The organism is Lysinibacillus sp. FSL R5-0849, from assembly GCF_038595075.1.
Lineage (GTDB): Bacteria > Bacillota > Bacilli > Bacillales_A > Planococcaceae > Lysinibacillus > Lysinibacillus fusiformis.
Window position 1 is genome coordinate 1,733,445 of the sequence record NZ_CP152004.1, and the last position, 13,077, is coordinate 1,746,521.

Sequence of the window (13,077 nt, forward strand, 5' to 3'; positions counted from 1 at the left end):
GACGCCTATGGAACATGCAAAAGATAAACAAGTGCTCTTAGAGGTCAATCAATTATCGATCCGATTCCATTTGAAGAATGGCAAAGAGGCAAAAGTGGTAGACGATGTGAGCTTTACCATTCATAAGGGAGAAACGGTTGCATTAGTGGGAGAATCGGGCAGTGGCAAAAGTATTACCTCCTTAGCAATTATGCGTTTACTGCCAATCCCTCCTGGGGAAATTACAGCAGGAACTATCAACTTTAACGGCAAAAATCTATTAGCCTATAAAAATAAAGAGATGAGCCATATTCGTGGCAATGAAATTAGTATGATTTTTCAAGAGCCTATGACTTCATTAGACCCGGTATTTACGATCGGCAATCAAATGATCGAAGGCATTCGTAGACATCAAAAGGTTTCAAAAAAAGATGCTTGGCAAAAAGCATTACAATTATTAAAGGAGGTGGGGATTGCCAACGCGGAGAAGGTAATCGCCGAATATCCTCACCAATTATCAGGGGGAATGAGGCAACGTGTCATGATTGCCATTGCGATGTCAAATAATCCCCAGCTATTAATTGCGGATGAGCCGACTACAGCATTAGATGTAACCGTACAGGCGCAAATTTTAAAGCTGATGATGAAAATGAAGGAAGAACATCAATCAGCGATTTTATTCATTACCCATGATATGAGTGTTGTCGCAGAAACAGCGGACCGTGTCATGGTTATGTATGCCGGGCAAATAGTGGAGGAGGCCCCTGTAAGAGAGCTTTTTTTAAATCCTCAGCACCCTTATACAGCAGCGCTGCTAAAAACAATGCCGAGTCTTGAAACAGAGGTGAAAAGACTGCCATCTATTCCTGGTACTGTGCCACCCGCATATGCATTACCAAAGGGTTGTCGCTTTGCACCCCGATGCCCGCATGCTATGGCGCAATGCCATCAGGATAGTCCGACCATACACTATATTCAAGAGACACATAAAGTGCGCTGTCATTTATTCACAGAGAAGGGGGAGCTGGCACATGACGAAGAAAGAAGTTTTGCTGGAAATTAATCATTTAAAAGCTTACTTTCCTGTGAAGCGCAAGTCTATGAAAGAAGAGAAAAAGATGGTCAAAGCGGTTGATGATATTTCCATTGAAATTTATCGGGGAGAGACGCTAGGCATTGTAGGCGAATCTGGCTCAGGAAAATCTACATTTGGACGAACGATTTTGAAGCTCGTTGAACCAACAGCCGGAGAAGTATTATATAAAGGACAACCGATCCAGCATTTAAAAGGCAATAAGCTTCAATCGTATCGCAATCAAATGCAAATGATTTTTCAAGACCCCTTTGCCTCACTAAATCCTAGAATGCGCATTGGAGCGATTATTGAGGAACCGATGAAATTACAATTAACATTGACGAAGGAACAGCGAAAAGAACGCGTGAAGGAATTGCTACAAAAGGTTGGACTTCCTGAGGATGCCATGCAAAAATTTCCTCATGAATTTTCAGGAGGTCAGCGACAAAGGATTGGGATTGCAAGAGCTCTTGCCATTCATCCAGAATTCATTATTGCGGATGAGCCAGTATCGGCATTGGATGTGTCTGTGCAATCACAAGTCCTTAACTTAATGATGGATTTACAGGATGAATTTCAGTTAACTTATTTATTCATTTCCCACGATTTAAGCGTTGTGAAGCATATAAGTGACCGTGTGGCGGTGTTGTACTTAGGACGGGTTGTGGAAATAGGAACGAAAAAGGAGCTATACGCTCATCCATTGCATCCTTATACACAAGCATTGCTATCTGCTATTCCAGTCGTCAATTTTGATGAGTCAAAGCAAGAAGTACTTTTACAAGGTGAACTACCTAGCCCGATCAATCCACCTGTTGGCTGTGTTTTTCATACGCGTTGTTCACATGTCATGGAAAGATGTCGGCAGGAGAGGCCTAAGCTTCAAGAGGAAAATGCAAATCAGCGAGTCGCTTGCTTTTTATATGATAAATAATCTGAATATTTAATTTATTGGGGAGTGGAGGGGTTGATATGTTTGGCAATATTACCGATGTTCCTGGTATCAAGGTGGGGCATCGTGAAAATGAAGAGGGGATTACAGGCTGTACGGCTCTATTAATGGAAGGCGGGGCAGTGTGTGGGGTAGATGTTCGAGGGTCTGCACCAGGTACTCGTGAAACGGATGCATTAGATCCCATCAATGAAATTGATCGTGTGCATGGTATTTGTCTGTCAGGGGGCAGTGCCTTTGGATTAGATGCTGCCACAGGAGTCATGCAATTTTTAGAGGAGCAAGGGATTGGGGTTGATGCAGGTGTTGCCAGAATTCCGATTGTGCCAAGTGCCGTCCTCTTTGACTTATTTATTGGCGATCCTCAAGCTCGACCTACAGCACAAATGGGCTATGAAGCGGCCCAAGCGGCCCAAGTAGGTTCATTTCAAAATGGCAATATTGGCGCGGGCTATGGGGCAACGGTAGGTAAACTGGCAGGACCAGACTTTGCCATGAAGGGTGGACTTGGTAGTGCATCAATTGCGGGCAAGGATGGGCTCATTGCTGGGGCTATTGTGGCTGTTAACGCAGTAGGTGATGTCAAGAATCCTAATACACGGCAAATTTTAGCGGGAGCGAGAAATCCTCAAACAGGACAGTGGTTGGATTGCTGTGCCTATCTCGAACAGCATGCACAATCAGAGGCACTTGCTGGCACGAATACAACCATTGGCGTAGTAGCGTTGAATGCAAAATTAACGAAGGCAGAAGCAAAAAAGATTGCCCAGCTTACGCAAAACGCTCTTGCCCGAACGATTTATCCTGTCCATACGATGCTTGATGGCGATACTATTTTTGTGCTAGGTACTGGAGAGCGGACATTTGCGCTAGATTACTTGGGACATTTAGCGACTAAGGTGATGGAGGAAGCTATTCTTGCTGGTATTCAAGCGGCAGATAAATTGGCAGGGGTGGAAAGCTATACAAGCATTCAAAAGATAAGCACTTAGGAGAAGGGGGAACGACAATGAATTTGAAAAACAGTGGGGTAATACTCTTAATGTTCATGATGGTATTCATCATAAGTGCATGTTCTAGTGATGGAGAGAAAGTTTCAACGAGCTCTAATAGTCCTAATGGACAAACTACAGCAGATGTGCCGCAGGAAATTGTTGTGCGTGTAAATGATGATCCCGATTTTTTAGATCCACATAAGGCAACGGCATCCATTTCGTATCAAATGATTATGAATTTATTTGAAGGGCTAATGGCGCCAGAAACAAATGGTTCTTTAAAAGAAGGACTTGCAGAGAGCTATGAAGTTTCAGAGGATGGTTTAACGTATACTTTCAAAATTCGCCAAGGAGTGAAATTCCATAATGGTGATGACTTAACGATGGACGATATTCAATATTCCTTTGACCGTTTAATGGGGAAAAACGGTGGGGAAAAAATGTCCAATAACTTCGATAACGTGGCATCAACTGAGGCACCAGATGCCAGCACATTTGTGATTAAATTAAAGGAGCCTAATTCTAACTTCCTGTATTCATTAACGGCAAGACAATCAGCTATTATTCCTAAAAGTAATGATGGGAAGCATAATGAGAATCCAATCGGAACAGGTCCTTTTGCCTTTGTGAAATACGCGCCAGGGACAAATTTAGAACTTAAGAAAAATGATAACTACTGGCAGGAAGGCTTACCTTATTTGAATAAAGTTACGTTTACCTTCCAATCAGATGATCAAGCAGCGATTATGAGCTTGATGGCAAATGAGGTTGATCTAACAAGTGTACCATGGCATCGTGTGAGTGAGGTTGAAGGGGGCTACAATTTAACGCATCAAAATAATAACTCTTCTTTAATCATCACATTTAATGAAACAAAGGCTCCATTCGATAACGTAAAAGTTAGACAAGCTATTAACTACGCGATTAGTAAATCCGATATTATTGATTCGGTATTTGCGGGCTATGCTGTCCCACTTGGTTCTAATATGAGTCCAGCGATGGGCGATTTCCAAAAGAAGGGCTTAGAAAGTATGTATAAACGCGATATAGAAAAAGCGAAGGCATTATTGGCAGAGGCCGGTTATCCGGATGGGTTCAAAACAAAAATTACGGTATCTTCCCACAATGATATGTATTCGAATATTGCGCAAATTGCAGTTGCTAATTTGCAAGAGATTGGCATTGATGTAGAGATTGAGGTTGTGGAGTGGGGGATTTGGCTAGACCGTGTTTATTTTGGCCGTGACTATGAAATGACAACGATTGATTTAACAGGTCGTGCATCAGCCTACGAGGTGTTAAATGATTATATTTCTACAAATGATAGTGAAAACTTCTTCCTATTTAAAAATGACGAGTATGACAAAATTATGACGGATGTGTTAAAGGAAACAGACCAAGCCAAACAAATTGAGTACTATCATCGAGCACAGGAAATTTTAGCTGAGCAGGCTACTGCGGTTTATATTGCTGATTACCAAATTGTTTGGGGTGCTGACAAACAAGTGACGGGGCTTAAGAGCTATCCATTCTGGTTCCATGATATGTCAGAGGTTCAATTTTCAAACTAGGAAGGGATGAGTGCTCATGATGTATATTTTACGTCGAATCATCCTGTTAATAACAACCATCCTGCTAGTATCCATCATCACATTTGGTGTTTTTCAAATATTACCTGGAGATCCGGTGCGAACGATGTTAGGGACAGAAGCGGATCCCACACAAATTGAAAATTTACGATCTGAACTCGGCTTAGATCGTCCTCTTTATGAACAATATGTGGATTGGATGAAGGGCTTATTGACAGGTCAGCTAGGCGATTCCATTCGTTTTTCAATGCCTGTAAAAGATTTATTATTTGATCGACTTCCTGTCACTATGTCGTTGGCGGGGATAACCTTGCTCATTGTTTTATTCATTTCCTTACCTTTAGGGATGTTTGCGGCAAGAAGACAAAATAAAATAAGTGATGTGTCATTATCGACTGTGACACAAATTGGGATGGCTGTACCATCCTTTTGGCTAGGGATGATGCTTATTCTTTACGTTGGCTTACAGTTTAGCTTCTTTAAAATTAGTGGTTATATTCCATGGACACAAAGTGTTGCAGGGGCGCTCAGTACGCTCCTTCTCCCAGCCCTAACCATTGCGATACCACAAATTGCTGTGAACTTCCGATATGTGCGTACAGCTATTTTAGAGCAGGTTCAGCTCGACTATGTACGCACAATTCGCAGTAAAGGAATGTCTGAACACAATGTCATGTATAAGCATGTATTGAAAAATTCCATGATTCCGATTTTAACCGTATTTGGCCTAATTATGGCGGAAGTTGTAGCGGGGACGATTATTGTGGAGCAAGTATTTTCTTTGCCGGGTATTGGACAGCTTCTCATAACGGCTATTAGTAACCGTGATTTTCCACTTGTACAGGGGATTGTCATGTATATTACGGTTGCTGTAGTTATGATAAATTTTATTGTCGATATTTTATATTCTGTATTAGATCCTAGAATCCGATTACGTTAAGAGGTGGATACAATGAAACAGCTACAACGTTATACTAAAAAACTGAATTTATCCATTGGTCTCCTCGTCATTGTCGGCTTTTTGCTCGTCATGTTGGTCAGCTTTTTTTATACACCTCATGATGTCAACGCCATGAACATACCTGAGAAATTGCGTGGGCCAGGTGGTGCTTATCTTTTTGGGACAGATGAATTCGGGCGTGATATTTTTAGCCGAATTATGAAGGGGACACAAACTGCTTTCGCTGTTGGATTATTAACTGTAGGAATTGGGACGTTTTTTGGGATTACCATAGGTGGAATTGCAGGCTATGTTGGCGGCTGGATTGATGAAATATTTATGCGAACAATGGACGCTTTAATGGCATTTCCGGGCATTATTTTAGCGTTAATGCTAGTAGCTGTATTTGGCCCAGGGATTGTCAATACGGCCGTAGCATTGGGCATTATCGCCATTCCTGCTATTGCCCGAATTGCGCGAAGCGGCTTTGTCCAACAACGTGACTCGGAGTATGTATTGGCAGCGAAATTAATTGGCGTCAAGCCTCATAGCATCATGTTTCGTCATATTTTACCTAATATATCATCGCAAATTATTGTCGCGGCGACGGTCACATTCGCAACTGCCATGCTAGCAGAGGCAGCACTAAGCTATTTAGGGCTTGGTGTTCAGCCACCAAACCCTAGCTGGGGCAGAATGTTAAAAGATTCACAGGCTTATTTAATCGGTGCCCCTTGGTATACGTATGCGCCTGGAGGAGCCATTACGATTCTTGTTCTTGGTTTATATATGCTTAGTAATGCCTTACGTGATTTTATGGACCCGCGTTCAAAATCGTAATAAATCAGGTGCTGTTTTTTGCAAAAGCTCATAGGCCTTGACTGCGATTTCAATGTTTAGTCGATGTGGCGCTTGTAAAAAATCAGCACCGAATATACTTTCTAGTCGTTCAATTCGTTTATAGAGCGTTTGACGGACGATAAACAATTGCTCAGCCGTATCATTTTTAGCTCCATTGCAAGCTAAGTAAACAGCTAATGTTTGGAATAAATCATGACCATTTTTTTGATCCAGCAATAATAGTTCTTGTAAATAATCTTTCACAAATTGTAAGAGGGCGGTCTGCTCCTGCTGTAGTAATAACCGGAAGACACCTAAATCCTTATAATAAATGGAGCTAGTCAATTGATGATGCTGCATTTGGATAACCGATTTAGCCTCCTTATAGCCAAGATGGACACTTTCTATCGTTTGATAAACATTGCTAATCCCGCAAGTAAGGGTGAGCTGTTCAAAAAATTGCGATGCTTTTCTAGCAACAATTTGTGCTATCGCTTGATCGAAGGAATCTCGATTATCCTTCATATAATCTGCAGCAATATAGAAAGCTAAAATAATAATTTCATGCTGTCGTACTGAAACGGTAGGGAAGAATCCTAGCTTCTTTAAGATGGAGCGGACATACATGGCATTTTGTAATTGAATTTCCTGCCACTCTTCCTCTGGTACCACTTTGGCTTCGTCATGTAGATTGAACACGACGACACGGTAAAATAAATTACGACTTTCAATCGGTAAATAGCTTTGATAGTATTGGATATCGACAGGCTGGCCTTGAATTAACGCAAGAATAAATTCATCCTCACGGCTTTGCTGACGTTCCTGTAGCATGCGATTTCGCATTAAAATATGGGCAATCGACATCGTAGCACGTTCCAAGTTTAATAAGGTATAATCACTCGGTTTTGGCAGTCCAGAATGCATACATAAATAGCCCCAAACTTGCCCAAGGCCATTTACGGGGATAATGACAAAATGATCCTTGTCAATTGATAAAAGATGCAAGGGCTCCTGTAGTTCTAACTGCTGACAATGTTCTTCCATCATACGTAAGTACTTTTTGGCTTCGACTGGATAATAAAAGCTTTTGGTATCTTCAGAGACAAATAAAAATGGTGCCTCGGTATCTTGATGAAGGACTTGTAAAATTTTTAAAATACCATTTGGCATTAACGATAATTCCATAAATGTTTTGGAAAGGGTATCGAGCTGTGTAAGTGCCTGTTGATGTTGGTTAATTATGTACGTATGTAAATCTTGTGTAATATCGATAAAGCGTACTATTTCTTCAAAGACAATGATTGGGAAATGATGCGCATTCGCCATGGCAATCAGCTCGACGGGTACATGATCAAAATAGTCTCCAATTTCAATACAAAGCCCTGCTGCTTCATTCCGAATAAGGTTTTGTAAGTAGGCAATTTGTGTTTCGCGCTCTAACTGTAATCCGACACCGGTAGTTAAAATGAGCTCACCACCATTAATTAATGTATCAAAATCTTTAATTTCTAAAATATGTGTCCACTGAACTTGGCGTTCAAGGCCATGGTGTCCTGCTATAAGCTTCGCCGATTCAAAATATTTGCGCTTCAGGACATCACGTACGAGTAGAGGATGTTTCGACATAAATTAGCACCTGCCCTTCGAATGTACAATGTCTATTTTTTATTATGTTTGAGAAGTCAGAAAATTTCAACACGAATGAGCGTAATAGTAGAAATTGACGAAAGACAAAAAAGACATCTAGGATACACGATTGGAGGTCATGATATGGAACGAAGTGATCAGTTCACCCATACCTTACAGCAAAAAGATCGTGAAAACGTTTGGCACCATATGTCCATTTATAACGACCATACACCCGTCATTATTGAACAGGGAGAAGGTGCCTGGATAACAGACAGTTTAGGCAACCGATTTTTAGATGGCATGTCGGGCTTATGGGCGGTCAATGTAGGCTATGGACGTGAGCGACTTGCTAAGGTCGCTTATGAGCAATTAAAAAAACTATGCTATGCTCCTTTAACACAAAGTCATGAACCTGCTATTAGATTAGCTGAAAAAATCAACAGCTTATTAGAGGATGACTATATGATGTTTTATTCGAATAGTGGTTCTGATGCAAATGAAGTAGCGTTCAAGGTTATACGACAATACCATCAACAAAACGGGGAAGGGACCCGCTATAAAATGATTGCTCGTTATCGTGCCTACCATGGTAGCTCGCTTGGAGCTTTAGCTGCTACAGGCCAGGCATTACGTAAATATAAATATGAACCCTTAACACCAGGCTTCCTGCATGTTGCCCCACCCGATCCATATCGCCGTCCAAAAGGACAATCTATTGAAGCATATAATTTAGCAAGAGCACGTGACATCGAGGAAAAAATTATTTGGGAGCAAAAAGAAACAATTGCGGCAGTTATTATGGAGCCATTCATAACAGGTGGTGGTGTTTTAATTCCACAACCAACATATGTTCAAGAAGTAGAGCGCATTTGTAGAAAATATGGGGTATTACTCATTATCGATGAAGTTATTTGTGGTTTTGGGCGAACAGGCAAGCTATTTGGCCATCAGCATTTTGGTATTCGCCCAGATGTTATTACGATGGCAAAGGGACTCACTAGCGCCTATTTACCATTATCAATTACAGCAGTAAGAAAAGATATTTATGAAAAATTTAAAGTATCAGATGGCTATAGTCATTTTCGACATATTAATACGTTTGGTGGTAACCCAGCAGCCTGTGCAGTAGCATTAGAAAATATTAAGATCATTGAGGAAGAGGGACTTGTACAACGAGCAAAAGATTTGGGAATTCAATTACTCCATGACTTACAAGACTTATTAGAACTGCCCTATGTTGGTGATATTCGGGGACTTGGGTTGCTCGTTGGTATCGAGCTTGTTGAAGATAAAGTCTCACAAAAACCTGCTAAAGAAGAACGTGTGGCAAGCATCATAGCTGCTTGTAAAGCGAATGGCTTAATTATTGGGAAAAATGGCGATACAGTGGAGGGCTATAATAATATCATTACGTTAAGTCCACCACTTTGCTGTACCGATGAAGATCTTGATTTTATGGTAGCTGTTTTAAAAAGAGTATTTGCGACCCATGTCTAGTACAAGGCGATTCCAGATCGGGATAAATCAGGAATCGCCTTTAATAGTGTCGCTTCTGTCCTTTTTTTACAGCTTCCCAATCAATTTCAATATTTTGTAGGACGCGCGTGAGTAAATGGTGAATGCTATCGACTTCTTCGCTAGAAAAACCATCAAGTGCTCGTTCGTTGGAGTACTCGCCCTCCCGTTTTAAAAATGGATAGATGTCTAAGCTCTTATTAGTTGGGAAAAGTAATTTATTTTTCTTATTTCCTTGATCACTTCTTTTTTCAATAAAGCCTTTTGTTTCTAATTTTTGAATGGCCCGAGAAGCGGTTGTGCGATCCACCTTCAATAGCTCTGCGACTTTTTCTTGAATGATCCCAGGATTTTCGCAAATTCGGATTACATATAAATATTGACCCTTCGTTAAATCCAATTCCTTAAATTCTATATTACTAATCGAGTCTAATGCCCGTGCGATCGCACCAATTTCACGTAAGATTTCTTTCATTTTCTATCCTCCTGAGATTTTTATTGTATTTGCAATAAAAATAGTTCTATACTAATAGTATCATCTTCAGGCGAAAAATGCACCTGGAGAAGAGGATGATTGAAGTGAAACTAGGAGGACTATTCATGAGCATAAAAAAAGTAACAACTGAAGCAGACTTACAATTAGCATTTGATTTTAGACGAAAAGTTTTTATTGAAGAGCAACAAGTACCTGAGGTAGAAGAGTATGATGAATTTGATTCACTGCAAGCACCATGTGATCATATTCTTGTGTACTATAAGGAGCAGCCAGTAGGAACGGGTAGACTCCGTGTAGTCGAGGGCTATGGTAAATTGGAGCGTATTTGTATAGTAGAAGAGTTCCGTAAATTTGGTCTTGGCAAAGAAATCATTATTGGGTTAGAGCAAATTGCCCGCGATAATGGTCTGACAAAAGCTAAATTAAATGCTCAATCGTATGCAGAAGGTTTTTATGAAAAATTAGGCTATAAGCGTGAAGGGGAAGAGTTTATGGATTGCGGCATTCCCCATATTTTAATGAAGAAATATTGGTAAATGTGCTAGGGATTGAAAAGTTGGTAAAATGTCCACGTACTCTTTATTGAAGAAAGCATGAAGTTAATTGTCATTAAATAATACCTCCTCCTCTTGACCTTGGGAGGAGGTATTTTATTGTTAACCTATGAAAGTTGGATATGTGTTCGATGATCCATCATGCTCCATACGTCATTGTGTTGCTTATCTACCACTAATTTCAGCTATTCGTTTATTTTTCTTTCACAACCGTACCCGCAAAGCTGTCATGGGGAAGGCATTGACCTTGCTGTTGCTCGAAAGCTTGGCGATTTTTTAAATAGTGAAATGAACTGATTGTGTCACGATAAGCCATGCGTTTAATAATTTGACGGTCTGATAATGTATGACCCTCTTCATGTTCGAGTACTAGTCCCATAGCCTTGTAGCCAATGGTTTGTCCATTTTTACGAAGCTGTGCATACTCTAATGCCCATAACATGGCGGTCGGTGTAACGAGTGCATGAACCACCTCACTTTTCACTTTCTTTCGTAGAAAATACTCTACGCCTAATGTGACAGCTGTTGAAATAGCAGTATCCATTAAAAAAGCAAGGGCTCGTTTTTTTGTTATTGATTCCATGCAGGTCCTCCTTCCATTGATTTCTCATCAGTACATACGGAAAATAAGGATAAAAAGTTTCGAATGATGCTAGATTCATTCCAATAATTGTTCAGGATATGAGGGGATTGCCCCGTGCTTCATTGTTGTGATTCCTGCATAGCGGTTTGCAAACGAAAGCAGGGATATCGCATGCTGTTCACAATAGGCCACCAAATGATCCACAGATAGTTGATGTTGCAGGAATTGACTTAATATCGCCCCAATAAAAGCGTCCCCAGCACCAGTCGTATCAACTGCTTGTACGTTCTCAGCATTGACCTTACAATGATATTTCTTTGTATATAATGTTGCGCCTTCTGCTCCATGTGTAATGATAATCGTCTCTAGATGTCCCTGAAATAATGTGTGCACAGCCGACATTTCATCTTCAACGGCTGTGAGAAATAACAGTTCTTCATTGGAGAGCTTTACAATATGGGCTTTTGGTAGAAAAGCTAGAATCGTTTCTCGACATACCGTCTCATCCTGCCATAAAGGCAAGCGGACATTCGGATCAAAGGAAACGATGCTGCCTGCTTGATGTGCCTGCTCAATAAAAGCTAAATGGGCAGACTTCATCGGACTTTCCACAAGATTAACAGAACAAAAATGAATGATATCTTTGTCTGTTAATAGTTGTGAGGGGAGATACTCTTGTTTATACAATAGATCTGCAGCATGACGTCGGTAAAATTGAAAATCACGCTCCCCAGTTTCAGAGAGTGCTACAAAAGCAAGGCTTGTTTCTCCCTCAGTCGTTTGACGAATATATTGTGTATCCACACCTACTAGCTGCAAGGTCTTCTTCAGAAAATCACCAAACGCATCCTGCCCTACTTGTGTTAGGAGGGCAGCCTGTTGACCAAGCTTGGCACACACTGCTGCTACATTTGCAGGGGCTCCACCAGCATGCTTCGTAAAATGCTCAATAAGGGCTAGGTCACCATGCTGCTGGGTTGGCGTAAAATCTATTAATAATTCGCCAATTGTAAAGAGTTTGCCCATTAGGATACCTCCTGTGGTAGCCGTTTTTTCTTCGGTGTATAGATCGTATAGAAAATCCCGCCGAAGATGAATAGAATGCCCAAAGTTTGCATAAAGTTCGGCATAAAATCAAGCAGCAGCATATCGAGTAAAATCGCGACAACTGGGTCGACGAATACTAGTACGGAAACTAGAATGGTAGAAAGACTGCGGATACTATCAAAAAATAAATAATAAACAAATCCAGTATGAATAAATCCTGTGCCTAAAATATAGAACCAATTGGTTGTGGTTAAACCTTCAAAGAGTGAGAAATCGATGAAAGGCAGTAGCATCACAATGCCAACCGTTGTTTGTATATATGTTAAGGCGTAAGAGCTAAGGTTTGTAATGGTCTTGCTTGTTAGCATAGTAAGGGCATAAAACACCGCTGACAGTAAGGCCCAAACAAATCCTGATTGCATAAATTCAGAGAAAGATACAAAATTTTGAAGACCCATAATAAAAATACTACCGATAAAGCAAGTAATGGTTGCTACGAGTGCTCGAATGGTCATTTTTTCTTTTAAAAAGATAGCGCCTAAAATTAAAACAAAGATAGGGGCTAAATTATAGATAGAAATCGCAATTGAAATGGACATTTCCTCAAAGGCTTTAAATAAAAATACCCAATTTAGCACTAGGAAAACGCCACAAATAATCGTTTGAATAATTTCTTTCTTTTCCCATTTCTCCGTTTTATGTCCACCTGTGATGAGCCACAATACTCCTAGAAAGAGGGTTGCGCAAATACATCTAACAAAGACAAGCTCTGTTGCAGGAACTCCCGTATGAACGGTGAAAAAACCGATGGAGCCAAAAAGTGCCATCGATACGGTTAGTTTAATAATGGCTGAGATGTTCATACAAAACCTTCTTTCTATTT

Annotated in this window: 13 protein-coding genes; 8 read left to right on the top strand and 5 right to left on the bottom strand. The window is 40.5% G+C overall.

Annotation, left to right across the window (positions count from 1 at the left end):
- Positions 1–7 precede the first annotated feature (7 nt).
- From MKY80_RS08195 to MKY80_RS08220, 6 genes are read left to right on the top strand one after another with little or no spacing between them, the layout of a single operon-like run.
- Positions 8–1,042 carry an ABC transporter ATP-binding protein gene (locus MKY80_RS08195; protein ID WP_089985019.1) on the top strand — a complete coding sequence of 345 codons (1,035 nt, stop codon included), beginning with the start codon at positions 8–10 and terminating at the stop codon, positions 1,040–1,042.
- On the top strand, positions 1,011–1,988 hold the full coding sequence (locus MKY80_RS08200; RefSeq protein WP_089985017.1) for a dipeptide ABC transporter ATP-binding protein: 978 nt from the start codon (positions 1,011–1,013) through the stop codon (positions 1,986–1,988). The genes MKY80_RS08195 and MKY80_RS08200 overlap by 32 nt, the downstream gene beginning before the upstream one ends.
- A gap of 38 nt (positions 1,989–2,026) precedes the next feature.
- Entirely contained in the window at positions 2,027–2,998 is a 972-nt protein-coding gene (locus tag MKY80_RS08205; RefSeq protein ID WP_089985015.1) for a P1 family peptidase, read from the top strand.
- A gap of 17 nt (positions 2,999–3,015) precedes the next feature.
- On the top strand, positions 3,016–4,572 hold the full coding sequence (locus tag MKY80_RS08210) for an ABC transporter substrate-binding protein (RefSeq protein WP_096364098.1): 1,557 nt from the start codon (positions 3,016–3,018) through the stop codon (positions 4,570–4,572).
- A 16-nt stretch (positions 4,573–4,588) separates the two neighbouring features.
- Positions 4,589–5,530 (top strand): ABC transporter permease, encoded by a 942-nt coding sequence (locus MKY80_RS08215; RefSeq protein WP_036125000.1) that lies wholly within the window; start codon positions 4,589–4,591, stop codon positions 5,528–5,530.
- A 12-nt stretch (positions 5,531–5,542) separates the two neighbouring features.
- Positions 5,543–6,370, top strand: a complete 828-nt coding sequence (locus MKY80_RS08220) for an ABC transporter permease (protein WP_008180243.1) — start codon at positions 5,543–5,545, stop codon at positions 6,368–6,370.
- On the opposite strand, the gene MKY80_RS08225 is transcribed toward MKY80_RS08220, so the two are convergent.
- Positions 6,359–7,996: a PucR family transcriptional regulator ligand-binding domain-containing protein gene (locus MKY80_RS08225; protein WP_008180245.1), complete on the bottom strand. Its 1,638-nt coding sequence runs from the start codon at positions 7,994–7,996 to the stop codon at positions 6,359–6,361. The two genes, MKY80_RS08220 and MKY80_RS08225, sit on opposite strands and share 12 nt — an antisense overlap.
- Before the next feature lie 144 nt (positions 7,997–8,140).
- On the opposite strand from MKY80_RS08225, the gene MKY80_RS08230 reads away from it, so the two are divergent.
- The gene (locus MKY80_RS08230) at positions 8,141–9,496 is read left to right on the top strand and encodes an aspartate aminotransferase family protein (RefSeq protein ID WP_090001801.1); all 1,356 of its coding nucleotides are present in this window, start codon (positions 8,141–8,143) and stop codon (positions 9,494–9,496) included.
- A 40-nt stretch (positions 9,497–9,536) separates the two neighbouring features.
- Here the strand turns inward: MKY80_RS08230 and MKY80_RS08235 are convergent, their stop codons facing one another.
- Positions 9,537–9,989, bottom strand: a complete 453-nt coding sequence (locus tag MKY80_RS08235) for a MarR family transcriptional regulator (protein WP_036125008.1) — start codon at positions 9,987–9,989, stop codon at positions 9,537–9,539.
- Between the two features lie 125 nt (positions 9,990–10,114).
- Here MKY80_RS08235 and MKY80_RS08240 point away from each other — a divergent pair, with 125 nt between their 5' ends.
- Positions 10,115–10,546 (top strand): GNAT family N-acetyltransferase, encoded by a 432-nt coding sequence (locus MKY80_RS08240; protein ID WP_043990712.1) that lies wholly within the window; start codon positions 10,115–10,117, stop codon positions 10,544–10,546.
- Between the two features lie 211 nt (positions 10,547–10,757).
- Here the strand turns inward: MKY80_RS08240 and MKY80_RS08245 are convergent, their stop codons facing one another.
- From MKY80_RS08245 to MKY80_RS08255, 3 genes are all read right to left on the bottom strand, one after another.
- A complete protein-coding gene (locus tag MKY80_RS08245) occupies positions 10,758–11,147 on the bottom strand; it encodes an RDD family protein (RefSeq protein WP_008180252.1) in 390 nt (129 codons plus the stop codon).
- A 75-nt stretch (positions 11,148–11,222) separates the two neighbouring features.
- A complete protein-coding gene (locus MKY80_RS08250; protein ID WP_342532513.1) occupies positions 11,223–12,173 on the bottom strand; it encodes a carbohydrate kinase in 951 nt (316 codons plus the stop codon).
- Positions 12,173–13,057, bottom strand: a complete 885-nt coding sequence (locus tag MKY80_RS08255) for a DMT family transporter (RefSeq protein WP_025115015.1) — start codon at positions 13,055–13,057, stop codon at positions 12,173–12,175. The genes MKY80_RS08250 and MKY80_RS08255 overlap by 1 nt, the downstream gene beginning before the upstream one ends.
- Positions 13,058–13,077 lie beyond the last annotated feature (20 nt).

Bases quoted from the DNA above. Each gene is read 5' to 3' on its own strand.
- MKY80_RS08225 (WP_008180245.1), bottom strand. From the start codon at position 7,996: ATGTCGAAACATCCTCTACTCGTACGTGATGTCCTGAAGCGCAAATAT.
- MKY80_RS08240 (WP_043990712.1), top strand. From the start codon at position 10,115: ATGAGCATAAAAAAAGTAACAACTGAAGCAGACTTACAATTAGCATTT.
- MKY80_RS08210 (WP_096364098.1), top strand. From the start codon at position 3,016: ATGAATTTGAAAAACAGTGGGGTAATACTCTTAATGTTCATGATGGTA.
- MKY80_RS08200 (WP_089985017.1), top strand. From the start codon at position 1,011: ATGACGAAGAAAGAAGTTTTGCTGGAAATTAATCATTTAAAAGCTTAC.
- MKY80_RS08255 (WP_025115015.1), bottom strand. From the start codon at position 13,057: ATGAACATCTCAGCCATTATTAAACTAACCGTATCGATGGCACTTTTT.
- MKY80_RS08215 (WP_036125000.1), top strand. From the start codon at position 4,589: ATGATGTATATTTTACGTCGAATCATCCTGTTAATAACAACCATCCTG.
- MKY80_RS08250 (WP_342532513.1), bottom strand. From the start codon at position 12,173: ATGGGCAAACTCTTTACAATTGGCGAATTATTAATAGATTTTACGCCA.
- MKY80_RS08220 (WP_008180243.1), top strand. From the start codon at position 5,543: ATGAAACAGCTACAACGTTATACTAAAAAACTGAATTTATCCATTGGT.
- MKY80_RS08205 (WP_089985015.1), top strand. From the start codon at position 2,027: ATGTTTGGCAATATTACCGATGTTCCTGGTATCAAGGTGGGGCATCGT.
- MKY80_RS08235 (WP_036125008.1), bottom strand. From the start codon at position 9,989: ATGAAAGAAATCTTACGTGAAATTGGTGCGATCGCACGGGCATTAGAC.
- MKY80_RS08195 (WP_089985019.1), top strand. From the start codon at position 8: ATGGAACATGCAAAAGATAAACAAGTGCTCTTAGAGGTCAATCAATTA.
- MKY80_RS08245 (WP_008180252.1), bottom strand. From the start codon at position 11,147: ATGGAATCAATAACAAAAAAACGAGCCCTTGCTTTTTTAATGGATACT.
- MKY80_RS08230 (WP_090001801.1), top strand. From the start codon at position 8,141: ATGGAACGAAGTGATCAGTTCACCCATACCTTACAGCAAAAAGATCGT.